We start from the raw sequence: 26,178 nt of genomic DNA on the forward strand, positions 1-26,178 counted from the left end.
GATGACGGCGGAGAAGCTTTCGAAGATTGCGGCCATCCTGTTCGACAAGGACGGTACGTTGCTCGACTATGACGATAGCTGGCTGCCGGTCAATCGCGAGCTTGCCCGCATCGCCGCGAAGAATGATCCCGATCTTGCCGATCATCTCCTGCGCGAATGCGGCATGGACCCGGAGACCGGACATATCGTCCCGGACAGCCTGCTTGCGGCCGGCAATACGCGCCAGATTTCCGAGGGGCTGATTGCGGCCGGATCGGAGGTCTATCTTGAGGAACTCGTACACCGCCTGGATGAACTCTTTTCCAACGCTGTGGATTTTTCGGTTCCGGTGACGGATCTCAAGGCCTTCTTCGGCCGCATGCACGCCCGTGGCTACAAGCTGGGAATTGCTTCCAGCGACAATGAACGCTCGATCCGTCAGTTGGCCACCCGCTTCGGTTTCCACGACCATGTCGACTATATCGCCGGCTATGACAGCGGTTTTGGCAGCAAGCCCGAGGCGGGAATGGTCCTTGGTTTCTGCCGGGCAACCGGCCTCTCGCCGGAGCAGATCGCCGTTGTCGGTGACAACAATCACGATCTCCATATGGGCCATAATGCCGGCGCCGGCCTGAAGATCGCCGTGCTGACCGGGACCGGTTCGCGGGAGTCGCTGGCGGCTGCCTCCGACTACTGCCTCAACGACATTACGGAGCTGGAAAGCCTGCTCTCCGAACCGCAGCCGGCCTGATTAGGCAACGGCTTGCTTTTTCTGCCGGTTTGGCCTTTCTTTCATGCCAAATCGAATATTTTTGAGGGTTCTGCCCGCAACATCAGCTATGTGGGTCATGGGGGCGGTAAGACTGCATGGTATCTGAAGCACCGCCTTTCTGGTGGACGAAGCCCGATTGGCGTGCACGGCTCCTCTGGCCTCTTTCCTTTCTCTATGGTCGTGTTGCGGGCTACCGCATGGCGCATGGCAAGCGTGCCTCCGTCCCGCTGCCCGTCATCTGCGTCGGAAATTTCACCGTTGGCGGCGCCGGCAAGACGCCGACGGCTCTCGCGATTGCCCGTGTCGCAAAGGAGAAGGGCCTGAAGCCGGGCTTTCTCAGCCGCGGCTATGGCGGTCTTCTCGATGTCACGACGGTCGTCGATCCCGCCCATCATCTCTCGACAGCCGTGGGCGACGAACCCCTGCTTCTGGCGCGCGAAGCCCTGACCGTGGTCTCGCGGCGCCGGGTGGAAGGCGCGGAGCGTCTTGTCAAGGAAGGTGTCGATCTCATCATCATGGATGATGGTTTCCAGAGCGCCCGGCTGGTCATCGACTATGCGCTTGTGGTGGTCGACACGACGCGCGGCATCGGCAACGGGCATATCGTGCCAGGAGGCCCCGTCCGCGCGCCGATCCGCCGGCAGCTACACTATGCTTCGGCCCTTCTGAAGGTCGGTAGCGGCAATGCCGCGGATGCGATCGTGCGCATGGCCGCTCGCGCCGGAAAACCGTTCTTCGCAGCCTCGCTCAAGGTGCTGGGTCAAAGCGATCTGGCTGGCCGGAAGGTGCTTGCCTTTGCCGGCATCGCCGATCCGGAAAAATTCTTCCGGACAGTCGGATCGCTAGGGGCGGAGATCGCAAGCCGTCGCTCGTTCGGCGACCATGAGCATCTGAGCGACGACGAGATCACTGACATGCTTGACGCTGCTACCCGCGAAGGGCTCGAGATCGTCACGACGTCCAAGGACATGGTCCGTCTAGCAGGGCGTCACGGCAAGGCCGAAGAACTTGCGCATCGCGCCCGCGTCATCGATGTCGAAATGGCCTTCACCGATCCGCGCGCGCCGTATCTGATCATCGACCGTGCGATGGAAGCCTGTCGTCAGCGTCGCATAAGGGAAGGGCGCAAGGCCGGAAAATAGCGGTAGCGCTTTCCGCAATTCCGGACGCAAACCGCTGCACGCTTTTGTTGGAACCGCTTAGCGCTTCTGGTTTGGCAGGGCGCCGGCGCGCTTGTCCGCTTCCAGCGCCAGCGCGACATTAGCATAGGGTTCCTGCCGGGCAACGCTCCAGTAGCGCAGCTCATCGAGGGGAATATGTTTGCCGGACATGGCGCAGACGACATAGGAGCCGGGCATCAGGATCTGGAAGTCGCCGTCGAGATAACGAATTTTCGCCTCGCGATTTCCATGTCCTTCGAAAAGATTCATCGCACGCCGTCTCCACGTCCATCAGAAGAATGAAATATACTATACAGGCTTGCGCGCGTCCAATGGAGCGCGCGGCCTCCACATCCCTTCGACTGCCTTACCCTTGCAAAACCGATTTTTCCAGCTTTTTCAGCTTCGGCCGAACAGTCGCTCGATATCCGAGAGTTTCAGCTCGATATAGGTCGGCCGTCCGTGATTGCACTGCCCGGAACCGGGAGTAGCCTCCATCTGGCGCAGCAGCGCGTTCATTTCCTCCGGCCGCAGCCGTCGACCTGACCGCACCGAGCCATGGCAGGCCATGGTCGCCGCCACATATTCGAGCTTGGCTGCAAGGCCGGAGGAGGTGTCCCACTCGGCGATCTCGTCGGCAAGCTGCCGGACGAGCCCCTGCGCATCCACCTCGCCAAGCATGGCCGGCGTTTCGCGCACGGCGACCGCGCCTGGGCCAAAGCGCTCCACCGCGAGCCCAAGTTTCGCAAGCCCTTCGGCATGCACCATCAGCCGATCGCAATCCTCTTCCGGCAGGTCGACGATCTCGGGAATGAGCAGCACCTGCGAGGGCATGCGCTTGGAATGCATCGCCTTGCGCAGTTCTTCGAACACCAGCCTCTCATGGGCCGCATGCTGGTCGACGATGATGAGACCGTTTTCGGTCTGCGCGATGATGTAGTTCTCGTGCAATTGCGCGCGGGCTGCCCCGAGCGGAAACTGTGAACCCGCCTCCTGGCGCGGCAGCTCCGGACGCTGCGCCGGCGAAGCGTCTGCCCTTGCGGTCGGCATTGTCAAACCATCGAACGACGCCTGCGGGCGCTCCGAAACACCAAAGCTGCTGCGTGAGGCGCCGACGGTCTCAACTTCCCTGTCGATCGGCCGATATGGAGAGGTCTGAGGGCTCCACGCCCCGTTCGCGCCCGAAGACGGTCGCCATCCAGGTTGATAGCCGGCCCGGAAAGCCCGCATCATGCCGTCGGCGCCTGTCGTTGCCGCCCGATCGCCTTCGCGTGCCAGCGCCTCGCGGACGGCGCCCACGATCAGGCCGCGCACCAGCCCGGGATCGCGGAAGCGCACGTCGGATTTGGCCGGGTGGACATTGACGTCGACCAAGGCCGGATCGAGAGCGATCGACAGGACGGCCACCGGATAGCGCCCGGCCGGAATGGTCTCGGCATAGGCACCGCGAATTGCCGAAAGGATCAGCTTGTCCTGGACGGGGCGGCCGTTGACGAAAGCATATTGATGCGCCGAGTTGCCGCGATTGAAGGTCGGCACGCCGGCAAAACCGGTCAGTTGCACATCTTCTCGCTCGGCATTGAGCTCGATGGCGTTGTCCTTGAACTCGCTGCCGAGTACCTGAGCCATGCGCGCCAGGTGATCGTCGCCGGTTGCCGGGAACTCCAGCGTCGAGCGGTCGCTGCCAGACAGCACGAAGCGCACCTTCGGAAAGGCGATTGCCATCCGCTTGACGATCTCGGTGATCGCAGCCGCTTCCGCCTTCTCCGTCTTCAGGAATTTCAGCCGGGCCGGGGTCGCGAAAAACAAGTCGCGCACTTCCACGATGGTGCCGACATTGGCCGCGGCCGGCCGCAGATGGACCACTTTGCCGCCGGCAACCGCGATTTCCGCGCCGCCTTCGCCATCTGCCCTGCGGCTGGAGATCGTCAGCCGCGCCACCGATCCGATGGATGGCAACGCTTCGCCGCGAAAGCCGAGCGTGCGGATATCGTCGAGCGTGTCCGATATCTTCGACGTGCAGTGACGTCTGACGGCGAGTTCGAGATCGGTCTGATCCATGCCGGAACCATTGTCGCTGACGCGCAAAAGCGCCTTGCCGCCACCGGCGGTGGCGATTTCGACGCGCGTCGCGCCGGCATCGAGGGCATTCTCGATCAGTTCCTTTGCCGCGCTGGCAGGTCGTTCGATGACTTCGCCGGCCGCGATCTGGTTGATCAGGGTTTCTGTAAGCTGTCTGATGGCCATGGCCTATTCTCGGGGATTCGCCGCGTCGTGAAAAGGGAGAAAGGGTGCCATCGCGCTTCCGTCCACCCGATTGTGGGCCGCTACCCTATGATTAAAAATTAATCTGACCTTAAGACAAAAATGACATTCTGCGCTGTAGTGCTTGAAATGATCGCAGGCAGCATTTTCGCAATTTAAGGCTGAGTGGCGCCGATGCTGGAATCGCCACATCCTCCGGCCGAGGGCTGTCTGTTTCAAGTCTCCATCCCAGCATGCCATCGCAATTGGCCCGGCCCTCGGGCGCCGGCCTGCATGCCGTGATACCGGAAAAATGTGGGAACCTAGAAAATGACCGCCGGTGTTGGGACGACAGTCGTTTCGGGATTGGAAGACGTGCCGCCGGATGCGAGTCTTCAGGCAGCGTTGCTCGATGCCGTGTGCGATGGCTTGACCACCGCGTTTCTCGTTTATGACCGGAACGATCTGCTGCTCTTTGCCAGCCGTCAGGTCCTGAATTTCTTCCCGCTGCCGGCGCATATCCTGCGCCCCACCACGCGCCTGCGCGACATGCTGGGCGCGATTTTCGATACCGGCATTCGTCCGCGCGACGCGTCGGCCAATTCCAATGCCGCCGTCAATCGCGAAAACTGGATATCGCAGAACATAGCCTCGCATTGGCGCGAGCGCTTCGAAACCGTCGAGCGCCATGGTGCCGATCGATGGATCCGCTTCGTCAAGCGCCGCCTTCCGTCCGGCTTCGGCATCTGCATCATTTCGGATATTTCCGAGGAGAAGAAGCGCGAAGATCAATGGCGCGCCGATCTCGAACGCGTGCAGCTGACCGAAGACATCCTCGACAATCTGCCTTTTCCGCTGTTCGTCAAAGACCGGGAAATGACCTATGTCGCGGTCAACAAGGCTTTCTGCAGCAAATACCAGACGACAGCCGACGAGGTGCTGGGCAGAAAGGGCGTCGACCTCTTTTCGAGCGAAGTCGCGAATCGTTTCGAGGAGAGCGACCGCCACGTATTGGAAACCGGCGAGATGTCGATCTCGCGCCAGCGACAGATCGCACGCGACGGCATCGAACGCGACATCGTCACGCGCAAGCAGAGGATCGGCAAGCCGGGCCGCTATTTCCTGGTCGCGACCATGCAGGACCTTCCGAAGGAGGGTGGGGATTTCGACGAGTTCACCCTGGCTTCCTCGATCAAGGAATCCGGTGACCTGTCCTACCGGCGCGCCTATGTGCCGGCGGCCGCATTGCATGCCGCCTCGCAGAAACCCGTGGCGATGGAGACCTTCGTCCCGGAGAATTTCTCCGGCAGGAAGGTTCTTGTCGTCACGGCGGATATGGCGGCTGGGTCAGCGGCCCTGAAAACGCTCGCCAAATATAGATTCGAGACCTGCCTTGTTCATGACGAAAACGAGCTGGCGGCTTTCCTTGATGTTTCGGCCGCCCACGGCATCAGGATCGACCTCGTCATCGCCGACAATCAGCTCTGCAAGCGTTGCATCGAACTCGCCGAACGGCAGAACGTGCCTGCGCTCCTGGTTGACGGCTTTCAGTTGGCGAATGAGCTGACCTTCCTTATCGCCCGCCATTTCAATCGCGAGCGCCGTGGCGGTTCCACGGGCTCGAGCGCGGAGACGGTTTCGGCCGAAAAGTGGACGCCGGCGACCGTTCAAAGCAACGAATGCCAGATACTTGTCGCCGAAGACAATGAGATCAACCAGATCGTCTTCTCCCAGATTCTGGAGGGTCTCGGCTATCGTTACCGGATCGCCGCTACGGGCGACGAGGCGGTACGCATGTGGAACGAATTCCGTCCGAAGCTTGTTTTGATGGATATTTCATTGCCGGGATTCAACGGTTTCGAAGCTGCCCGGCTCATTCGACAGGTGGAAGGGGAAAGTGGAACAAAAACCCCGATCATCGGCGTCCTGTCCCAGTCCTTCGAAAAGGATCGTGCCGAATGCCGTGCGTCAGGCATGGATGACGTAATCCTCAAGCCGGTCAGTCCGGATATGCTTGAAACGATATTTCAGAAATACATGCAGGACGATCAGTTACGCCAATCGCTTTGAAGTTTTTAGTTGCGTCAACCCCCTAAAATTGGGGCAGAACTTGGGCTTTCAACGCGTTTACCGCTATCTTTTTTTTAAGACTTCCCCCCCATTCTCGCCCATTAGTGGGAGGAAACCTCGGGACTGAAAATGAAATCGGCTGAAATACCGCTCATGCAAGTCAGTCAGAACGAGTTGCAGGCGATGGCATACACCGATCCGCTGACCGGATTGGGAAATCGTTATCGAATGCGCGACAAGGTGCGGCTGCTCTCGGCGGAGCGGGCCAGCGATCCTGCGCCGTTCACCGTCGGCATCGCCAATCTCGACGCCTTCAAGCCGATTAATGATCTCTTCGGCACTGAGGCCGGCGACGAGATTCTCTGCCAGGTTGCCCACCGGCTCAAGGCTTGCATTCCCGACGGCGCTGTCGTCACGCGCCATGAGGGTGATGAATTCGCCTTCGTCCTGCCGCTCGTCTTCGAGCGCGTCGGTGCTGAAAAATTCGGCCAGATGATCCGTGAAGTCTTGTCGGCGCCCTATGATCTCGGCGACCGCAATGTCCGCCTTTCGGCTTCCTTCGGCTTTGCGATCTATCCCTTCGCCGGCGAGGAATTCGAGGATCTGCTGAAGAACGCCGACACGGCTCTCTATCGGTCCAAGCGGCGCGGACGCGGCCAGATCACCGTCTATTCCAAGGAAATCGCCCAGGAAATGAAACGTGCGACGCAGCTGGAACAGGCGCTGCGCAATGCCATCATTTCCGACGCCATCGAAGTGCATTTCCAGCCGATCGTATCGCTTGCCAACAATGCGACGGTGGGCTTCGAGGCACTGGCACGCTGGAATGATCCGGATCTCGGCTTTGTCTCTCCAGCCGTCTTCGTTCCGCTTGCCGAAGAGCGCGGCTTCATCGATGCCCTCTCGGAAGCCCTTCTGAGAAAGGCTGCTGAAGCGGCCCTCTCCTGGCCGCGTGAACTCTTCCTCTCGTTCAACCTTTCGTCGGCCCAGCTCATGGATCCCGGGACAAGCGGCAGTATCCTTGCCATCCTCAGCCGTGTCGGTTTGGATCCGCATCGCCTGGAACTGGAGATCACCGAAACCGCGGTCATGAGTTCTGCCGATACCGCCCATCGCATCATCGCCGATCTGCGCGCTGCCGGCGTTCGCATATCGCTCGACGATTTCGGAACGGGGCAGTCGAGCCTGGGACGGTTGCGCGATTTCATCTTCGACAAGGTCAAGATCGACCGCGCCTTCGTGTCCCGTATCAATTCAGACCGCGCGTCGGAACATATTATCAAGGCAATCTTGGCCATGTGCGAAGGCCTCGACCTGCAGGTCGTGGCCGAAGGCATCGAGGACCGCAGCGAGGCCGCCAAGCTTCGGGCGCTGGGCTGTGGCATGGGGCAGGGTTATTATTACGGCAAGCCGGTCGACGGAGCCGCGACCTTGCGCTATCTGCGCGAAAACCACTACGAAGCCGCCGGCGAACGCGTCAGCGCCTGATAACGCCAGCGGCTGACCGTCTTTCTTTTTCCCTTCGCGGCGCATCGGGGCCATTCAGCGCCGCCTTTGGAGGGCACCTCCTTGTTTGTCGTAGTGATGATGCCTCTTTGAGAGCTGCTATTCAGACCGGCTCGCAATCCGAGGGTAAGACATGACCGCGTCCAATGATCCGCTGCTGCAACCCTACCAGCTGAAACACCTGACGCTGAAGAACCGCATCATGTCGACGGCGCATGAGCCGGCCTATTCCGAGGAGGGCATGCCGACGGATCGCTACCGACTCTATCACCTGGAAAAGGCAAAGGGCGGCATAGCACTGACGATGACCGCCGGTTCGGCTGTCGTGTCGCCCGACTCGCCGCCGGCCTTCGGAAATCTTCATGCCTATCGCGACGAGATCGTGCCGTGGCTGAAAAAGCTTGCGGACGACTGTCATGAATATGGCACGGCCGTGATGATCCAACTCACCCATCTCGGCCGCCGCACCGGATGGAACAGGGGCGACTGGCTGCCGGTATTGGCTCCGTCACCGATCCGGGAGCCTGCCCACCGCGCCTTTCCCAAGGAGGCGGAGGAGTGGGATATCGAGCGGATCGTCGCGGACTATGCAAGCGCCGCCCAGCGCATGCAGGCAGCCGGCCTCGATGGGATTGAGTTCGAGGCCTATGGCCACCTGATGGACGGCTTCTGGTCGCCCGCCACAAACCGTCGAGACGACGAATTCGGCGGATCGTTGGAAAATCGCATGCGGTTTTCGACGATAGTGACGGAAGCGGTGCGCAAGGTTGTCGGGCCGGATTTCATCGTTGGTATTCGCCTGGTCGCCGATGAGGACTGGGAAAAGGGCCTGTCGCGCGAAGAAGGTGTGGAAATCGCCAGCCGCCTTGCAAGATCAGGTACGATTGATTTCCTCAACATCATTCGCGGCCATATCGATCATGACGCCTCGCTGAACAAGGTTATCCCCATCCAGGGCATGCCGGCTTCGCCCCATCTCGATTTTGCCGGTGAGGTGAGGGCTGCGACGAAATTTCCGGTCTTCCACGCAGCGCGGATCAGCGATGTCGCCACCGCCCGTCACGCGATCGCGGAGGGGAAGCTGGATATGGTCGGCATGACACGCGCCCATATCGCAGACCCCCATATCGTCAAGAAGATCATGGCCGGCGAAGAGGCGCGCATTCGCCCCTGCGTCGGCGCCACCTATTGCCTGGACCGCATTTACGAGGGCGGCGAGGCGCTCTGTATTCACAATGCGGCCACCAGCCGCGAGGCTGAAATACCGCACGATATCGCCAAGGCTAAGGTTTTGCGGAAGGCTGTGGTCATCGGTGCCGGTCCAGCCGGCCTGGAGGCCGCCCGCGTCCTTGCGGAACGCGGGCACAAGGTCGACGTGCTGGAAGCGACGAGCCAGGCCGGTGGGCAGGTCAACCTGCTTACCCGCAATCCCAGGCGCAAGGAGATGGTCGGCATCATCGACTGGCGCCTCTCGGAGCTGGAACGCCTCGGCGTGAACATTCACTATGACGTCTATGCCGGTGCTGACGACGTCCTAGCCTTCGAGCCGGATCTCGTCATCGTCGCCACAGGTGGCATTGCCCAATCTCCCGAACTCGATGCGGGCGAGGAACTGGTCACGTCGAGCTGGGATATCCTGGCGGGTGCGATCAAGCCTGAAGGCTCCGTGCTTTTGTTCGACGACAATGGCGGTCATCAAGGCATGTCTGCCGCGGAGGTCATCGCGAATGCCGGCGCCGAACTGGAACTCGTATCGCCGGAGCGTTTCTTCGCACCGGAGATGGGCGGCATGAACCATGTGCCCTATGCGAAGACTTTCGCCGAGAGGAACGTTCGCGTGACGATCAACACCAGGCTGAAATCCGTCCGCCGCGACGGAAATTCGCTGGTTGCGACACTGGGTTCGGATTTCTCCGAAACGACGGCGACCGAACGACGCGTCTCGCAGGTGGTCGTCGAGCACGGCACGATGGCCAATGCCGATCTCTATCTCGAGCTCAAGCCGATGTCGCGCAATCTAGGTGCTGTCAACTACGATGCCCTGATCCGCCGCCAGCCGCCTTTGCCGGTCAGAAACGACGAAGGCCGGTTCGATCTCATCCGCATCGGCGATGCCGTCTCAAGTCGCAACATTCACGCGGCGATCCATGACGCGCTGCGCTACTGTTCTCTGCTGTAAAACATAGCAAAACGGCGGCGTGTGGGGCGCCGCCGTTTCCGCCTGTTCAGGCGCTGCCGGATGCTTACTCACTACTTGTTCGTCGTAGAACCGGTGGTCGTAGTGTCCGTACCGGTCATACCTGCACCCGAACTCGGAGCCTTCGCCGCAGACTGCATTTCAAGGGTCTTGAACTCCGGAGCGGCCTTCAGCGAGTCGGCCGTTTCGGTCGTCGACAACTTGACGCTGCCGTCCTGCGTATTCTGGGCGATCGTGATCTTCTTGATCGGCACCGCAACGTTCTTGGCACCGATGCCCAGGAAGCCGCCGACGCCGACGACAGCGGCGACGATGCCGCCTTCCTTCTGCATGATCAGGTCGTTGACCTTACCGATGCTTTCATTGCTGCCGTTATAGACGGACTGGCCGATATAGGTGTTGGCGCTGACCTGGTCCGGAGACTGCTGGGTCAGATAGCTATCGGCCTGCGCGGTGTCTGTGGTCGCAGCCGGTGCCGGAGCCTGGGCGTTGTCAGCCGGGGCCATGGGGGCAGCTGGCTTCATCGCGTCAGGTGCTGCCGGCGCGGTCTGCGTTGCTGCCGGTGCATTGTTGTTGGAAGGCTGCGTCGCCTGTGCGAAAGCTGCGGGAGCGAGCACGGATGTTGTCGCAAAGATTGCACCCGCCGCTACGGAAGTGAGAAACCTGCCTGTCATCGTGAACCTACCTTTCATTCAGATGGCTGATCCAGCTCCGCGGCGTCTCTCCTAGACTAACCATCATCGAGCCGGTTCAGTAAGGGAATGACCGGCGCCTTATTTGGTTCCACAGAAAAAAAGCGAAAGAATATAGACGCTTGATGGAACTTTTCCGGAAATGCAGGTGCGAAGTTCGCCAATTTCTCGGTCGTTTCGACCCAAGTCGCACGCCGATGACGGCGCTGAGGACCGCAAATGATTGGGTAGGAATGAGACAATGAAGGCCTTTGCAGGCCTTCACCAATGATGCAATCTTAAAGCGTATAAACCGGGTCGAAAACGCCGCGAACGGTGATGCCGAGTTCCATCAAGGCACCCGCTTCCGGCTGCATGGAGCGGGCATCCTCATCAAGTCCTTCCCACGCGGTCGTGACCGCAAGCCGATCGGCGTTCTTGCCGATGAAGGCAGGGCAGGAGGGTTGCATGGCAGGCACACGGTAGCGTTCGATGCGCAACCCGTCCGGGCTGTAGCGATCGACGAAGCCGGAACCCCATCGTGCATTCCAGATATAGCCGTCCGCATCGCAGACGGAGCCGTCGATACCGCCGGGGTCCTCCATGCTGTCCACCATGACGATCGGCTCGCCGGCTGGAAGGCCTGTCTGCGGATCGACGAGAACGCGCATCAGCCGGCTGATGCGGGTATCCGTGAAATACCCGATCGAGCCATCCGGTGAAAAGCAGATCGAGTTCGGAATGCTGATACCGTCGAAGATCTTCGTCACCTTGCCGCCGGCAACGTGATAGATCCCGCCCGCCTGCATTTCCGCCCGCTTGCCCATGGTGCTGATCCAGAGCGAGCCGGAAATATGGGTGCGGCCGTCATTGGAGCGGTTTTCCGGCTTGTCGTTTTCGAGGGCCGCATAAAAAGTCAGTTCGCCCGTCCCGATATCGCGGATGAAGAGCCCTTCTTCCGTCGCAATCAGCTGTCGCTCAGCATCGACGCGCGCCAGAACGCTTGCCATGACAGGCAGGCTGTGAACGTTTTTCTTACCCGTCGCAAGATTGAGTTCGTGCAGTTCCTTGCCGAGGATATTGAACCACCAGACCGTATCCGTATCGGGATCGTAGGTCGGGCCTTCTCCAAGGACTGAGGACGTATTGCAGAGGATACTGCCCTGGAAATCGTGAATGTCGGTCATTGCGCTTTAGGCTCCTATGGCGGCGTCATAGGCTAAAATGGTCACCTTGGCGCGCTCGGCAACCTCAGCCGCGGTCATGCCGGGCTTGTAAAGGCTCGTGCCAAGACCGAAAGCCAGGATACCGGCCTTGGTATAGTCGGCGAAATTCTTGTCGGAGACACCGCCGACGGCCGCAATGACCAGTTCCGGCGGCAGGACGGCGCGGATTGCATTGATGCCCGAAGCGCCAAGCACGCCGGCGGGGAAGAATTTGAGACCGGTTGCGCCGGCGCGGGCAGCGGAGAGCGCTTCGGTTGCCGTAAAGCAGCCCGGCATGCTGACCATGCCCTTTTCATGGGCGCGGCTGATGACGGAAGGTTCGACATTCGGCGTGACCAGCAACCGCCCACCAGCAGCATCGAGCCTGTCTACATCTTCGACGGTAAGCACCGTACCCGCGCCGATGAGGCAATCGGCCGGCGCCATCTTTGCTGCGATCTCGATCGAGCGGAAGGCGTCCGGCGAGTTCAGCGGGATTTCGATCGCCGTCAGGCCGTTTTCGATCAGGCCGCCGACAGTCGCCTCGATTTCCTCGGGCTTGATGCCGCGCAGGATGGCGATCAGGGGACGCTTCATGGAAGGGAAGGGAACGCGGTTCATGCGGTTTTTCTTTCGTGATCTGGCCAGATTGCCTTTGCCGCAGCGGAGAGCCCGCGGCGGACGGCAGCATCGGCATCAATGGTTTGATAGGACAAAGACAGGGATTGGAATGCCGTTTCGTATAGGGTCTGCAGACGCCCTGACGCAACGAGCGTAATCGCCGCATCCTTGCCGGCGGCAGAAAGCGCGCCCGCGATCTCGGCGCCGACAAGCGTGCCGGATATGCGCGCCTGTGCGCCGGCAGCCGTCAGGCCGTGCAGAAGCTGTCCGGCACGGGCGCCGAAGATCAGGTTGGTGGCAAGTGCGGGCTGCTTGAACGCAGCAAGAAGGGCGGCCTCGAAGGCTTGGTCATCAGTCGGCATGTCCTGCGCTCTTGCCACCGCATGGGCAAGGATGCTGTGCTTGGTGATGACGTCGAAGAGTTCGCCGGTCATGAAGGTCGAGAAGCCGGTGACCATGCCGTCGACCACGCGAACCCATTTCGAATGGGTGCCCGGCATGCAGACGATCTGATCGCCCCGGCTGTCGGCCGGGATCGCGCCGAGAAGCTGGGTTTCCTCGCCGCGAATGACATCGGGCGCTTCCTTGGACCTCTGGGCGAGCCCGGGAAGGATGCGCACATCGCGTGACTGGCCGGGCACGGAGACCGCGCCGGTCAGGATCGCGGAAAGCGAGGTCGGCGTGTCGATATAGCCCGCTTCCACCCAGCCCTGCCGTGCGCCTGCCATGCCGCAGACGATGACCGGAATGCCCTCGGGGGCGGACAAAGCCGTCAGATGCGATTGCAGCACGTTGACAAAGCCTGTCTGCGCCGCCGTCGTCATGCCTTCGCCGCTGCGGCGCTCGCCGAGCACCTCGCCGTCCTCGCCGATCAGCCAGAGCCGAAAGCTGCTCGTGCCCCAGTCAACCGCGACATATGCGGGTTTCGCCATCAGAAAGTGCCTCCATCAACGATAATGGACTGCGCGGTGATGCTTGCCGAGCAGTCGGATGCAAGAAACAGGCAGGGCCCAACCAGATCCTCCGCCTTCAATACGCGTTTGAGACATTGGCGCTGGACGCTTTTGGCGATGATATCTTCGGTCAACCAAAGCTCCTTCTGCCGCTCGGTGACGATCATGCCGGGCAGCACCGCGTTGACCCGCACATTCTCAGGCCCGAGACGCCCGGCCATGCTCTTGGTCAGCCCGATGATCCCAGCCTTGGCCGTCGTGTAGACCGAGAGCTGTGGCATGTTCAGCATGAAGGCGATCGACGAGAAGTTGATGATCGATCCGCCGCCCGCCGCCCGCATCAGCGGAGCGACCGCCTGCGAGACGAAGAACACCTGCTTGAGATTGATCGCCTGGCTGTTGTCCCAATATTCTTCCGTTACGGTATCGAAGTCATGCCGGTCATCCCAGGCGGCGTTGTTGACGAGCACCTGGATCGCGTTGAAATCGGATTCGATCGCAGCGACTGTGCTGCGGACATTGTCCACGTCGCGTAGGTCCGCATGATAGAAGGAGACCGGATGCGCCGAGGTTGCGGATATCCGCGCGGCCAGCGCCTTGCTCTCCGCCTCGACGATATCAATGAAGGCGACTTTCGCGCCCTGCTGCGCAAAACCTTCGACCAGGGCAGCGCCGATGCCGGAGCCGCCACCTGTCACGAGTACGGCCCGATCCTTCAGATCGGGAAACTGAGCCACTGGACCGGTCAATTTTCCTCTCCCAATTTGCCAATTTGTGAACTGCGGAGTTCCATTATTTGGAACTGAATTTGACTATATGGAATTATCGATCTACGCTGCCAAGCTGTCAAGGCAACAGAGGAACTCGAAAATGAGCCCTGGACAAGGCGGCGCGATCGAAGGCAAGGGGCAGGGCGGCGATACCGGCACGCTTGGCAAGCTGATGGCGCTTCTCGACCTAGTGGCGATGTCCGATCGTCCCATGCGGTTCACCGATCTCCTCTCCTTATCCGGTCAGCCGCGGGGAACGCTTCATCGTCAGTTGACGCATCTGGTCGGCGAGGGGCTGCTCGACGTCGACCGTGAGGGGCGCTACCAGCCCGGTATTCGTCTGCTCAACCTTGCCTCGCGCAGCTGGGCCCGCAATGAACTCAGGATCGTCGCCGAACCGCATCTCCGCCGCCTTCAGGAGCAGACGGGTGAAACGGTTCATCTCGGCGTGCTGCGCGGTGTAGAGGTGATCTATCTCGACAAGGTGGAGGGGCGGCAGTCGGTGCGCATGTATTCGCAGATCGGCAATGCCTCACCCGCTTATTGCACCGGTGTCGGAAAGGCTGCTCTCTCCACCATGGATGACGAAAGCCTTGGCACCCTTGTTGCGGGGATCGCGTTTCAGCCCTTCACTGCTTGGACGCACCGCGATGCCTCCGCGCTGCTTGCCGACATCGCGGCGATAAGAGCGCGAGGTTATGCATTCGACCACGAGGAGCATGAGGCGGGCATCTGCTGTGTTGCCGCTCCCATACGGTCCGACCGGCATAATATTCTCGCAGGAGTTTCGGTGACCGGTCCATCATATCGCGTTACGCTAGAAAATCTGGAATGCTGGGCTCCACTGGCAAGCACTGCAGCGGCAGCGATTATCAACGATATGCACAGCCTGCTCGGCCCTCGGCGGTAGAATTATTCGCCTGCAACTGGAAATTTTCCAATTTTAGCCCGTGTCCTGCTGGACCTCGGGTAACTTTACCGATTAACTTGAGTGTGTTGGTTTTGAATCGCAGCGGGAACAATCGTGCCGCTGCGGTGTTAGGCCAGCGATCAAGGTCCGTAGCGTTGCGTTAGGCGTGGTCATGTTGCCGGGCATGCGACATGGCCGCAATTCTTCGATTCGGTGATACTTGGAAGACTGACAATGACAGCATTAGAGACAGGAAAATCTCCCCGAGGTGAGGATTACATCGAGGAGATCGCCGGTCTGAAGACCCAGTTCGATGTTTTCCGCTTCATGAAACGCTTGACGGAGACCTTTCGCAGCCGGGCCTTCATGATCATCAATCTTCCGGCCATCACCTCCTTCGATCTGCAGAGCAATTCCGTGATCACCAGCTGGCCGGCCGAACTTCTGGCGATCTACGACCAGGAAGGCCTGATGGTGAACAGCCCCGTTCTGCGACGCCTGCGCAATTCGACGCTGCCGTTCTTCCACGACACCGTTGGAAGCAGCGCCGCGCGCGACGACGGCAAGACAAACCTCATCGTGACGTTGTTCGAGCGCTTCCGGATGCCGCGCTGCGCGTATTTTCCAACACATGATGCATCGGGAATGCGTGGTGCGATATCGCTGGCCGGAGACCGGGAGCCGTTCTCGCCGGAAGAGATGAAGGACCTGAGCTATATTTCCATCCACGTCTTTGATCGGCTGGCGGAAATCCGCAATATGGATACCCGCATCAGCGACACGCTCAATGATCGTGAGATCGATTGTCTGAACTGGACAGCCGCCGGCAAGACCAGCGCCGAAATCGCCGATATCCTTGGATTGTCCGAACATACGGTCAATCACTACCTCAATCGCGCCACCAAGAAGCTCGATACGGTCAACCGGACGCAGGCGGTCGCAAAGGCATTGCGCATCGGCCTCATCAAGTAAACTGCCTGACATTTCCCATTTGACCAGTTTTTGCGCAGCGCGCGACGTTGCTGCCTGCAGAATGGGCTGCTTCTTCTGTGACGGCCAACACATGCTGGTCAGAGATATGTGTTAAGTCTTTGAAAAAACAAAGATATTTCCATAGGATCGGAATTGGCACGTTTTCTGCATCTTATTTTTCAGAGGTCCAGAGGGGACTTTCATATCAGCGCTGATCAAACAGGCGCGAATGGTAACACACCGCCGATATCGGTCGTCTTCTCCTTGGCGACCTGGTGCCGGCGGTGTTGTTGCACCTGGGGGAGGCCCCACGCAACGCATAGGGATGGGAATGGTTTCTTGCCATTCCCTGATTTCCATTGGCGAATTCCCATTGCTCGACTATCTAAGCTGAAAGACTTTCAGTGAGGATGGAATGACCGACGTCACCCAAGAACAGGTTCTGGAAACGCTGAAGACTGTTCGCGGCCCGGACCTGGAGCATAATATTGTCGAACTGGGCATGGTTTCGGATGTCTTCATCTCCGATGCCAAGGTCTATTTCTCCATCACTGTCCCCGCCGAGCGTGCAAAGGAACTCGAGCCTCTGCGCCAGGCCGCTGAGCGTGTCATCAAGGAAATGCCGGGTGTGAAGGGAGCGCTTGTCGCTTTGACAGCCGACAAGAAGGTCGGCTCCGGTGGCGCGCCCGCCGCCCGCCCGGCGCCCCAGCCTCATTCCCATGGTCATGCCCATGCCCCCCAGCAGCCGGCCCGCGCCGCCAAGATCGGCGTTCCCGGCATCGGGGCGATCGTCGCCGTGGCGTCGGGCAAGGGTGGCGTCGGCAAGTCCACGACCGCAGTCAATCTGGCTCTCGGTCTCGTCGCAAACGGCCTGAAGGTCGGCATCCTCGATGCGGATATATATGGTCCCTCGATGCCGCGGCTGCTGAAGATCTCCGGTCGCCCGACGCAGATCGAAGGCCGCATCATCAACCCGATGGAGAATTACGGCCTCAAGGTCATGTCGATGGGCTTCCTCGTGGATGAGGAGACCGCGATGATCTGGCGTGGGCCGATGGTGCAATCGGCACTCATGCAGATGCTACGGGAAGTCGCCTGGGGTGAGCTCGACATCCTCGTTGTCGATATGCCGCCCGGCACCGGCGATGCGCAGCTGACCATGGCGCAGCAGGTGCCGCTCGCCGGCGCCGTCATCGTCTCCACGCCGCAGGATCTGGCCCTCATTGATGCCCGCAAGGGCCTTAACATGTTCCGCAAGGTCGAGGTGCCCGTCCTCGGCATCATCGAGAACATGAGCTATTTCATCGCCCCGGATACCGGCGCCCGCTATGACATCTTCGGCCATGGCGGCGCCCGCAGCGAGGCGGAACGCATCGATGTGCCCTTCCTTGGCGAGGTTCCGTTGACGATCGCCATCCGCGAAACTTCGGATGCGGGGACGCCACTCGTGGTTTCCGAGCCGGATGGTCCGGTCGCCAAGATTTATCGGGACATAGCCGCTAAAGTTTGGGAGCAGCTCAGCGGTGCGCCTCAGCGCGCCGCGCCTGCGATCGTCTTCGAATAAGATGGCCTGCGTCCCTGTGGCGCCCTCGTGCTGGTTGTCTTAAGCCAAGCCTGTGCTATGACTCTGCCGACATCGGGAATCTGCGGTGAATGCGCGCAATTGAGGGCTATGGCTTGATTCTTTCCGAGCTTTGCTGCATATGCGCCGCCGGCGTGATTATGGTCAGACATGCTTGACGACAGCCTCGGGCCTCAAGGTGGTTCCAGCTGCTTCGTTCGGTCGAAGTTATCGTGTCAGTCGAAGGATTGGTACTGCTGCGCAATGAAGCATGAACAGGTATTCGTGGCCGAAAGCCTAAAGGATACGCCCGGAGTTTTATGAGCTTTTTTCATTTGTCGCAGTCTGGATCGGAACGGGAGCGCATCGAGCGCCATGGCCTTTGTCTTGCGCGCCGGACGAAGGGAGTGATCCTTTGATCACGGCCTACCGGACAGACTGCAAGTCGTTCGAGCTTACCGGCCTTTCCGAGTCCGCAAGTCTTCCCGACGATGCGTTATGGATTGATTTGCTTGAGCCCACCCACGAGGAAGAAATCGGTATCGAGAAACTGCTCGGCGTCGAATTGCCCACACGCGACGATCTCAAGGACATCGAACCCTCCAGCCGCCTCTATGTCGAGAACGGCGCGGTCTTCATGACCGCTTCGCTGGTGTGGAAGGCCGATACGGAAACGCCGACACTGACCGATGTCGCTTTCATTCTGATCGGCAACAGGCTGGTGACCATCCGCTATGCCCATCCGAAATCTCTCGCTCTCTTTATTGCCGGGATGCATCGGGTTCCGGAGAATATGCGCAGTGGCGCAGCACTCCTGGCGAAGCTTCTGGAAACGATCATAGACCGCACGGCCGAAATCCTGGAACAGTCCGTTGCGCGCATCGATATCCTTTCTACCCATGTATTCGGGGATAAGGCAAAGAAGGTCCGGCATCCTTCCAACTATCTTGAAGAAAAGCTGAAGACGATTGCCAGTTATCACCGTCTCGTCAGCAAGGTGCGCGACAGCTTGATGTCGCTATCCCGGCTTCTTACATTTGTGCAGACGATCCCCGCTGTTCACGAGGATCGGGAAACAAAGGCACTGTGTCGCAATGTATCTCGCGATATTCAGTCGCTCTCCGAGCATGCGTCTTTCATTGCCAGCAACATCACCTTTCTGCTCGATGCGTCGCTGGGGCTGATCAATATCGAGCAGAATGCAATCATCAAGATCTTCTCGATCGCATCGGTGGTTTTCCTGCCGCCGACGCTGGTCGCTTCGGTCTACGGAATGAACTTCGAACACATGCCGGAATTGCACGCCGTCTTCGGCTATCCGGCATCGTTGCTTCTGATGGTGATTTCCGCCGTCGTCCCGTTTTTCTTTTTTCGCTGGAAAGGCTGGCTCTGAGAGCCTAGTGATCCTGAATGTCTGAACAAACCGATCATTCTCCCGAAGGGAAAATGAGCAAGAACAAACTCTTTGCCCTCGCCCTCGGCTCGATCGGCGTTGTCTATGGCGACATCGGTACCAGCCCGCTCTATGCCTTTCGTGAGGCGCTGAAGCCGGTTGCCGCAGACGGCCTGACGCGCGGCGAGGTCATCAGCCTCGTGTCGCTGATGTTCTGGACCCTGACCATCATCGTCACCATAAAATATGTTCTCTTCCTGCTGCGCGCCGACAACGACGGCGAAGGCGGGACCTTGTCGCTTTTGGCCCTCCTATTGAAGACTTCCAACGGCCACACAGCGGTCCTGATGCTGCTCGGCCTGACGGGTGCGGCACTCTTTCTCGGCGACGCGATGATCACGCCGGCGCTGTCGGTGCTGTCGGCCGTCGAAGGTCTGAAACTCGTGGCGCCGGAGCTTTCGGACTATATAGTGCCGATTTCCGTTGCCATTCTGGCACTTCTCTTCGCCATACAGTCGCATGGAACAGGTGCGGTGGCGCGTTTCTTCGGCCCGATCACGGCATTGTGGTTCATCGTCATGGGTCTCTCCGGCATCATGCATATCGCCGACGACTGGAGCATCCTTGCCGCTTTCAATCCCTGGTACGCGATCAATTTCCTGCTGCATGAAGGCTTCTTCGGCATCGTCGTTCTCGGCGCCGTCTTCCTGACGGTCACGGGTGCCGAGGCGCTTTATGCGGACCTGGGCCATTTCGGCCGTCGGCCGATCCAATGGGCGTGGTTTGCGTTGGTTTTCCCGTCGCTGACGCTGAATTATTTCGGTCAGGGTGCGCTCGTGTTGCACGAGCCGCTGGCCATGTCCGATCCGTTCTTCCTGATGTATCCACATTGGGCGATCCTGCCCGTGGTCATCCTGGCGACCTGCGCCACCATCATCGCCAGCCAGGCGGTCATTACTGGCGCCTTCTCGCTGACGCGCCAGGCGATCCATCTCGGCTTCCTGCCGCGCATGGAGATCCTGTTCACCTCGGAGACGAATACCGGGCAAATCTTCCTGCCGTCGGTCAATACCGTGCTGTTCTTCGGTGTCATCTTCCTGGTCTTAAGTTTCCGCACGTCGGACTCGCTCGCGACCGCATATGGCATATCGGTCACCGGCGCGATGGTCGTCACCTCGATCATGGCCTTCGAATTCGTCCGGATGCGCTGGCAGTGGTCGCTGCTGACGGCAACGGTCGTGCTTCTGCCGCTTCTGGTGCTGGAATTCATCTTCCTCGGCGCCAACCTGTTGAAGATCCACGATGGCGGCTATATCCCTGTTCTGATCGCGTCCGTCTTCACGCTCATCATGTGGACCTGGCGTCGCGGCACGGCGATCCTGATGGAAAAAACGCGTCACACGGACATTCCGCTCGCCGCCTTCGTAAGCTCCATCGAGCGCAAGAGCGAACATTCTCCGGCCTCCGTCCCCGGAACGGCAATCTTCCTGACCAGCGACCCGGAATCCGCGCCTGCGGCTTTGCTGCATAACCTGAAGCACAATCACGTCCTGCACGACAAGAACGTCATCCTGACCATCCGTACGATCAACAAGCCGCGCGTTTCACCGGACAATCGCTATACGGTGGAGAAGATCTCCGAGCGCTTTTCGCGCGTCGAGCTGCGCTTCGGCTTTATGGAATCGCAGAATGTGTCCCAGGCGCTCGCTGCCTTGCGTAAATCCGGGCTGAAGTTCGACATCATGTCGACCTCCTTCTATCTCGGCCGGCGCAAGCTCGTGCCAGACGCGAAGTCCGGCATGCCGCATTGGCAGGACAGGCTCTATATCGCGCTCGCCAACGCAGCGACCGATCCGTCCGACTATTTCCGCCTGCCGGCCAACCGTGTCGTCGAGCTGGGTTCGCACGTCATCATCTGATCGGCAACAAGATTACGCTGATCAAGGCCTCGTTTCCGCGGGGCCTTTTTCATGCGTGTAAACAGCGCTTCCCCCACTGAAGGCTCATGCATGAATTGTCGCATATTAGAATTAACCATCCATCAAGGTTAATGAGGGATTATCGCGTCTCATGTTTCCGAGTGCGGTTGGAGTCCGGTGTTGCGTCGCATGATGAGTTCAAATAGCAAGCGCCTGCTGCCGAAGAACTGGACTTCGCCTGCCGTATTTGGCTTTTGCGCCTGGCTGATCTTTCCATCCGTCGCTGCCCACGCCGATCTTGCGGGTCTGCTCGCCGGGCTTGACCGGGGAGGGGACAACTGGCGCATGGTGCTCACCAATTCGCCGGCCGGTTCCATCCACCAGGGCGAACTCGCCTTTGCAAATGCGGACGCTCAGAAAATCGGTGCTGAGGGCGGCATGGTGCTGCCGGACGGTCGCCGCATAGCCTTTTCCGAAGGCGAAAAGGGCAGTGATCCGAGACCGGACGAGGATCGGATCAACCGCAGCGAGAAGAAGCCTCGGCTCGTCTCTGTCCTTCCCATGCAGCCGCCCAAGGATTTTACCGCCGGCTCGATCCTGCAGCGGCAGAGCCTGCTCTCGCCGCCGCCATCGGCACTCTCGACGAAGCTTGCGTTTGCGAAGCCCCGCATCACCGACAAGTCGATCGTGGTTGCCTCAGCCTTTGAAAAGCCGCTACCGCCTCCGCCGGCCTATGTGGTTCCGGCCTATCTGGCGAGCCTTGTCACAAATCAGAACGCCGATTCTCTCGCGCTGGGTTATGCGTCGCCGCAGGCTGATGACAGCAAGGTTTCGCCCTTCGATTCCATTCTGACCAAGGATCAGGGGACCGAAGGCCGCTTCGTGCCGCAGATCGGCCCTGAGGATCACGCCTGGGCGGCAAGCATCCTGCCGCCCACGGTCTTCTCGCCGGATGAGCAGCAGTGCCTCGCAACCGGTATCTATTTCGAAGCGCGCGGAGAATCGCTGAAAGGCCAGGCAGCCGTTGCCCAGGTCATTCTCAATCGCGTGCGCAATCCGGCCTATCCCAAGACCATTTGCGGCGTCGTCTACCAGAACGAGGATTGGCACAATGGCTGCCAGTTCTCCTTCGCCTGCGACAAGATCAAGGACAAGGTCAACTCCGCCTATCATTGGCAGGTAGCCCGGCAGGTTGCCATGGCCGTTACCGCTGGCAAGATCTGGCTACCGCAGATTGGCTCGGCTACCCATTACCATGCGGTCTACGTTCACCCCCGCTGGGCATCGACGATGGAAAAGGTCGGGCGCATCGGCATGCACATCTTCTATCGCACCTATGGCGGGGGCTGGATCTGAATACCTCTGCTGGGTTAATCGCCCGGATGAGCAGCGCTTCCGCGGGAAACCGCCGGATGAATGTGCCCTCCGCCCAAGGGATTCTTTGCGGCCGTTTTGAGCGATCGTCGTCGATTTGTCATAAGCCCATGATTCTTCATGGCTAATTTATGGCTGGACATATACTGCCTACGCCTTGACTATGCTTTTTCCTAAAACTATGTTGCGCGCGACTTCAAAACGGGCCGAAAGGTGGCAAAACCTCCCGTTCGTTCGTGCGTTTACCGGGGTAGCGGTAGCGTAAGCAGCGAAAAGACGAGGAGGAATGGCACCATGTCGGATGACCGGGACGAGGGTCTGGAAAAGCGACGGGCGCAACTGGGAGCCGAACTGGCGAGCAAGCGCGCTGCGGAGGGAGAGGACGAGCAGGGGGAAATTCGCGCCGAGGCCAGCCGCAAAGGCTATGCTGAGGCGATGAAACTCTCGAGCGAGTTCATCGCCGCCATTATTGTGGGCGCTGTTCTGGGCTATCTCTTCGACCGTTTTGTCGGCACGGCGCCGTGGGGTATGATTATACTGCTGCTTCTCGGTTTCTGTGCTGGTGTATTGAATGTTCTGCGGGCAGCCGGAAAGGTGGCATCACCTGGCGCTGATCTCAGAACAGGAAAGAAATGAGACGGAAGCTTCGCTGACAGCGTGGTTTTCAAGGCATTGGTTTCCGTCGTGACGGCGGACAAAGAAGAGAGAACAAGCGGTGGCAAACGGTCCTACCCATCAGTTCCTGATCCACAAGATTGTACCGATCGAAATCGGTGGGATTGATTTTTCGTTCACCAATGCTTCGCTGTTTATGGTCGCTGCTGCCGTCATTTCTGCCGGCTTCCTCTATTTTGCCACCTCCAGCCGCGGCGTTATCCCGACCCGCTCGCAGTCCGTGGCGGAAATGTCCTATGAATTCATCGCGAAGATGCTCAAGGAAGGGGCAGGGACGCAGGGGATGAAATTCTTCCCCATGGTGTTCTGCCTGTTCATGTTCGTGCTGACTGCAAACCTGCTCGGCATGGTGCCTTACTTCTACACCGTCACCAGCCAGATCATTGTCACCTTCGCGCTGGCGCTCTTCGTTATCCTGACGGTCATCATCTACGGTTTCTGGAAGCACGGCTTCGGCTTCCTGAACATCTTCGTGCCGCAAGGCGTCCCCGGCATACTTCTGCCGCTGGTGGTGTTGATCGAAATCATCTCTTTCCTGTCCCGTCCGATTTCGCTCTCCGTTCGTCTCTTCGCCAACATGCTCGCTGGCCATATCACGCTCAAGGTGTTCGCAGGCTTCGTTGCCTCGCTCGGAGCCCTTGGCGCGCTTGGTGTCGGCGGTGCCATCCTTCCCCTGATCATGACCGTCGCCCTGACCGGTCTTGAGCTCCTCGTCGCCTTTCTCCAGGCCTATGTCTTTGCGGTGCTGACTTGCATGTACCTCAACGACGCAATCCATCCTGGCGGGCACTGAGGATATCAACATTGACGTCTTCAGGGCGTCAGTCATTCGCCGCAACAACCATTCAAAGGAGTTCAACATGGAAGCGGAAGCAGCAAAGTTCATCGGTGCAGGTCTGGCTTGCTTTGGTATGGCCGGTACGGCTCTCGGCCTCGGCAACATTTTCGGCAGCTACCTCTCCGGCGCTCTGCGCAATCCGTCTGCCGCTGACAGCCAGTTCGGCCGTCTGGTATTCGGCTTCGCCGTTACGGAAGCTCTGGGCATCTTCTCGCTGCTCGTAGCTCTCCTCCTGCTCTTCGCCGTCTGATTTCAGCGGCTTGATAGATCACGGTCTGCGGCCAGCGGGCCGTGATTTTTTACATTTGTACACCTGGAGGTGAGCATGTTCGTGACCCCGGCTTACGCAGAAGAAGCCGCGCCGGCAGCCGGCGAGACACAGACCGAGACCGGCACGCCTGGAGCACATCCGACTTTCCCGCCATTTGACGCCAAGTGGTATCCGTCGATGCTGCTCTGGCTGGTGATCACGTTTGTCATCTTCTATATCGTGATGCAGAAGGCCGTCATTCCGCGCGTCGGCGGCATTCTCGAAAGCCGCCATGCCCGCATCGCACAGGACGTCGAGGAAGCAAGCCGCCTGAAGGCTGAAGCAGACGCTGCTGTCGAGACCTACGAAAGCGAGCTGGCTGCAGCACGCGTCAAGGCCAATGCCATCGGAACGGCAGCCCGCGACGCCGCAAAGGTCAAGGCCGAAGAAGATCGCCGCGCGATCGAGGCAAGTCTTTCGGAAAAATTGAAGGCTGCCGAGGCACGTATCGCCGAAGTGAAGACCAAGGCTTTCGCCGACGTCGGATCGATCGCCGAGGAAACAGCATCGAGCGTCGTCGAGCATCTGATCGGCGCAGCTGGCGCCCAGGGTGACGTCGCTGCAGCCGTCGCGGACGCATCCGCCAAGCGGGAGGGTTGATCATGGAATTCGGTTTTGACGAAACTTTCTTTGCATTCGTCGCCCTCATCATCTTCCTGGGCCTGATGGTCTACCTCAAGGTTCCGGGCATGATGGCGAAGTCGCTTGACGACCGCGCTGATCAAATCCGTAACGAGCTGGCGGAAGCCAAGCGTCTGCGCGAAGAAGCCCAGCACCTGCTGGCCGAATACCAGCGCAAGCGCAAGGAAGCCGAAGCCGAAGCCGCCCATATCGTTGCCGCCGCCGAGCGCGAGGCAGAGATGCTGACGGCCGAAGCACGGAAGAAGACGGAAGAATTCGTTGCCAACCGCACGGCGCTTTCGGAAGCCAAGATCAAGCAGGCTGAAGTTGACGCAATGAAGGCGGTTCGTTCCGCTGCCGTTGACCTCGCGATCGCTGCTGCAGGCTCGGTTATCGCCAAGAAGGCAGATGGCGGTGTTCAGTCGCAGCTCTTCCAGAACGCCGTCGGCGAAGTGAAGAGCCGCCTGAACTAAGCAGCTCGCATCTGATGATTTTGAAAGGCCCCGCTTCGGCGGGGTTTTTTGTTTTTGGGGGTGCAGCTATTCCGAAAAGCTTGCGTCGTGCCAACCCCCTCTGCCCTGCCGGGCATCTGCCCCACAGGTGGGGAGATTGGCTGGGCGCACGGGCTTCCCCAAACAATTGGCATTTCTGCACATCGAAACGGTTGAAAGAGGGAAATCCCAAGCCACTTGTAATCTCCCCACCTGTGGGGGAGATGCCCGGCAGGGCAGAGGGGGGAATTGCAGGCACCTTTGCCTGCGACCCTTACTCCTCCACCACGCCCGCACCATCCTTGCGTAACGGCCTAAAACTCATGCGATGAAGCGAGCAGGGCCCGTGTTCCTCGATGCCACGCCGGTGTTGCGCGGTGCCATAGCCGGCATGCGCGGCAAAGCCGTAGGCCGGGAAGACCAGATGCGCCCGCGTCATCATCCGGTCACGCGTGACCTTGGCGACGATCGAGGCGGCGGCGATGGAGAGCGAGCGCGCATCGCCTTTGACGACGGCCTTGCCCGGGCAGGGAAGGCCTGGTGGAACGTCGAGCCCGTCGGTCAGCACGTAGCTTGCCGGCAGTGAGAGGCCGATCACGGCGCGGCGCATGGCGTCGAGGCTTGCCTTGCGGATATCCGTTTCGTCGATGCGGGTGGAGCTGGACGAGGCGATCGCGACCGTTGCCGTCTGAATGATCACTTCGAACAGCTCTTCGCGTCGCTGTGCCGAAAGCTGCTTCGAATCGTTCAGGCCGTCGGGAATGCAGTCGGGATCGAGGATGACTGCAGCAGCGACTACAGGACCGGCCAGCGGCCCGCGCCCGGCCTCGTCAGCACCCGCGACAGGCCAGTGCCCGGCCTTGCGCGCGGAGAGTTCCAGCGTGAAATCCGGAACGAGAGGAACGTCCTCGAAAAGCAGAGGAGAATCGGGTGGCGTGCGACGTGTCATGCGGCGGACCCTCGCAC

At 59.8% G+C, this 26,178-nt stretch carries 24 protein-coding genes; 16 read left to right on the top strand and 8 right to left on the bottom strand.

Annotated elements, in window-relative coordinates; genetic code table 11:
* The first annotated feature begins 1 nt into the window (after nucleotide 1).
* Nucleotides 2-730, top strand: a complete 729-nt coding sequence (locus DTW90_RS09740; RefSeq protein ID WP_149337927.1) for an HAD family hydrolase — start codon at nucleotides 2-4, stop codon at nucleotides 728-730.
* Between the two features lie 116 nt (nucleotides 731-846).
* On the top strand, nucleotides 847-1,893 hold the full coding sequence (lpxK, locus tag DTW90_RS09745) for a tetraacyldisaccharide 4'-kinase (RefSeq protein WP_149337929.1): 1,047 nt from the start codon (nucleotides 847-849) through the stop codon (nucleotides 1,891-1,893).
* Nucleotides 1,894-1,950: 57 nt separating this feature from the next.
* Here lpxK and DTW90_RS09750 read toward each other — a convergent pair whose 3' ends face one another.
* Complete coding sequence (locus tag DTW90_RS09750) at nucleotides 1,951-2,181, bottom strand: DUF2093 domain-containing protein (RefSeq protein ID WP_132521470.1); 231 nt, start codon at nucleotides 2,179-2,181, stop codon at nucleotides 1,951-1,953.
* A 129-nt stretch (nucleotides 2,182-2,310) separates the two neighbouring features.
* Nucleotides 2,311-4,158 (bottom strand): DNA mismatch repair endonuclease MutL, encoded by a 1,848-nt coding sequence (gene mutL, locus DTW90_RS09755; protein WP_149337931.1) that lies wholly within the window; start codon nucleotides 4,156-4,158, stop codon nucleotides 2,311-2,313.
* A gap of 327 nt (nucleotides 4,159-4,485) precedes the next feature.
* Here mutL and DTW90_RS09760 point away from each other — a divergent pair, with 327 nt between their 5' ends.
* From DTW90_RS09760 to DTW90_RS09770, 3 genes are all read left to right on the top strand, one after another.
* Nucleotides 4,486-6,225, top strand: coding sequence for a response regulator (locus tag DTW90_RS09760; protein WP_149337933.1), 1,740 nt, complete (start codon nucleotides 4,486-4,488; stop codon nucleotides 6,223-6,225).
* Nucleotides 6,226-6,354: 129 nt separating this feature from the next.
* Entirely contained in the window at nucleotides 6,355-7,713 is a 1,359-nt protein-coding gene (locus DTW90_RS09765) for an EAL domain-containing protein (protein WP_132521476.1), read from the top strand.
* Between the two features lie 151 nt (nucleotides 7,714-7,864).
* Nucleotides 7,865-9,910 carry an NADH:flavin oxidoreductase gene (locus DTW90_RS09770; RefSeq protein WP_149337935.1) on the top strand — a complete coding sequence of 682 codons (2,046 nt, stop codon included), beginning with the start codon at nucleotides 7,865-7,867 and terminating at the stop codon, nucleotides 9,908-9,910.
* Nucleotides 9,911-9,981: 71 nt separating this feature from the next.
* Here DTW90_RS09770 and DTW90_RS09775 read toward each other — a convergent pair whose 3' ends face one another.
* The 5 genes from DTW90_RS09775 to DTW90_RS09795 all read right to left on the bottom strand — a co-directional run bounded on the left by DTW90_RS09775 (nucleotide 9,982) and on the right by DTW90_RS09795 (nucleotide 14,127).
* Nucleotides 9,982-10,602, bottom strand: a complete 621-nt coding sequence (locus tag DTW90_RS09775) for a PRC-barrel domain-containing protein (protein ID WP_149337937.1) — start codon at nucleotides 10,600-10,602, stop codon at nucleotides 9,982-9,984.
* 296 nt (nucleotides 10,603-10,898) lie between these two features.
* Nucleotides 10,899-11,786 (bottom strand): SMP-30/gluconolactonase/LRE family protein, encoded by an 888-nt coding sequence (locus tag DTW90_RS09780; protein WP_149337939.1) that lies wholly within the window; start codon nucleotides 11,784-11,786, stop codon nucleotides 10,899-10,901.
* Between the two features lie 6 nt (nucleotides 11,787-11,792).
* Nucleotides 11,793-12,425, bottom strand: a complete 633-nt coding sequence (locus DTW90_RS09785; RefSeq protein ID WP_149337940.1) for a 2-dehydro-3-deoxy-6-phosphogalactonate aldolase — start codon at nucleotides 12,423-12,425, stop codon at nucleotides 11,793-11,795.
* A complete protein-coding gene (locus DTW90_RS09790) occupies nucleotides 12,422-13,357 on the bottom strand; it encodes a 2-dehydro-3-deoxygalactonokinase (protein WP_149337942.1) in 936 nt (311 codons plus the stop codon). The genes DTW90_RS09785 and DTW90_RS09790 overlap by 4 nt, the downstream gene beginning before the upstream one ends.
* Nucleotides 13,357-14,127 (bottom strand): SDR family oxidoreductase, encoded by a 771-nt coding sequence (locus DTW90_RS09795; RefSeq protein ID WP_149337944.1) that lies wholly within the window; start codon nucleotides 14,125-14,127, stop codon nucleotides 13,357-13,359. Before DTW90_RS09795 ends, DTW90_RS09790 begins: the two co-directional genes overlap by 1 nt.
* 121 nt (nucleotides 14,128-14,248) lie before the next feature.
* Here DTW90_RS09795 and DTW90_RS09800 point away from each other — a divergent pair, with 121 nt between their 5' ends.
* The 11 genes from DTW90_RS09800 to DTW90_RS09850 all read left to right on the top strand — a co-directional run bounded on the left by DTW90_RS09800 (nucleotide 14,249) and on the right by DTW90_RS09850 (nucleotide 25,194).
* The gene (locus DTW90_RS09800; protein WP_149337946.1) at nucleotides 14,249-15,058 is read left to right on the top strand and encodes an IclR family transcriptional regulator; all 810 of its coding nucleotides are present in this window, start codon (nucleotides 14,249-14,251) and stop codon (nucleotides 15,056-15,058) included.
* A 234-nt stretch (nucleotides 15,059-15,292) separates the two neighbouring features.
* Nucleotides 15,293-16,030: an autoinducer binding domain-containing protein gene (locus tag DTW90_RS09805; protein WP_149337948.1), complete on the top strand. Its 738-nt coding sequence runs from the start codon at nucleotides 15,293-15,295 to the stop codon at nucleotides 16,028-16,030.
* Between the two features lie 415 nt (nucleotides 16,031-16,445).
* Nucleotides 16,446-17,594, top strand: a complete 1,149-nt coding sequence (apbC, locus tag DTW90_RS09810; RefSeq protein WP_149337950.1) for an iron-sulfur cluster carrier protein ApbC — start codon at nucleotides 16,446-16,448, stop codon at nucleotides 17,592-17,594.
* A 412-nt stretch (nucleotides 17,595-18,006) separates the two neighbouring features.
* Nucleotides 18,007-18,984 carry a magnesium transporter CorA family protein gene (locus DTW90_RS09815; protein WP_149337952.1) on the top strand — a complete coding sequence of 326 codons (978 nt, stop codon included), beginning with the start codon at nucleotides 18,007-18,009 and terminating at the stop codon, nucleotides 18,982-18,984.
* A gap of 17 nt (nucleotides 18,985-19,001) precedes the next feature.
* The gene (locus DTW90_RS09820; protein WP_132521498.1) at nucleotides 19,002-20,903 is read left to right on the top strand and encodes a potassium transporter Kup; all 1,902 of its coding nucleotides are present in this window, start codon (nucleotides 19,002-19,004) and stop codon (nucleotides 20,901-20,903) included.
* Nucleotides 20,904-21,092: 189 nt separating this feature from the next.
* Nucleotides 21,093-22,259, top strand: a complete 1,167-nt coding sequence (locus tag DTW90_RS09825) for a cell wall hydrolase (RefSeq protein ID WP_149337954.1) — start codon at nucleotides 21,093-21,095, stop codon at nucleotides 22,257-22,259.
* 312 nt (nucleotides 22,260-22,571) lie between these two features.
* On the top strand, nucleotides 22,572-22,913 hold the full coding sequence (locus DTW90_RS09830) for an AtpZ/AtpI family protein (RefSeq protein WP_132521502.1): 342 nt from the start codon (nucleotides 22,572-22,574) through the stop codon (nucleotides 22,911-22,913).
* 79 nt (nucleotides 22,914-22,992) lie between these two features.
* Entirely contained in the window at nucleotides 22,993-23,745 is a 753-nt protein-coding gene (locus tag DTW90_RS09835) for a F0F1 ATP synthase subunit A (protein ID WP_132521504.1), read from the top strand.
* 67 nt (nucleotides 23,746-23,812) lie between these two features.
* The gene (locus DTW90_RS09840) at nucleotides 23,813-24,040 is read left to right on the top strand and encodes a F0F1 ATP synthase subunit C (protein ID WP_003588243.1); all 228 of its coding nucleotides are present in this window, start codon (nucleotides 23,813-23,815) and stop codon (nucleotides 24,038-24,040) included.
* Nucleotides 24,041-24,115: 75 nt separating this feature from the next.
* Entirely contained in the window at nucleotides 24,116-24,700 is a 585-nt protein-coding gene (locus DTW90_RS09845; RefSeq protein ID WP_149337956.1) for a F0F1 ATP synthase subunit B, read from the top strand.
* 2 nt (nucleotides 24,701-24,702) lie between these two features.
* Complete coding sequence (locus DTW90_RS09850) at nucleotides 24,703-25,194, top strand: F0F1 ATP synthase subunit B (protein WP_132521508.1); 492 nt, start codon at nucleotides 24,703-24,705, stop codon at nucleotides 25,192-25,194.
* A gap of 292 nt (nucleotides 25,195-25,486) precedes the next feature.
* Here the strand turns inward: DTW90_RS09850 and DTW90_RS09860 are convergent, their stop codons facing one another.
* Nucleotides 25,487-26,161, bottom strand: coding sequence for a ribonuclease HII (locus tag DTW90_RS09860; RefSeq protein WP_132521510.1), 675 nt, complete (start codon nucleotides 26,159-26,161; stop codon nucleotides 25,487-25,489).
* Nucleotides 26,162-26,178: the final 17 nt, after the last annotated feature.

Source organism: Neorhizobium sp. P12A (assembly GCF_008365395.1).
Taxonomy (GTDB): domain Bacteria; phylum Pseudomonadota; class Alphaproteobacteria; order Rhizobiales; family Rhizobiaceae; genus Rhizobium.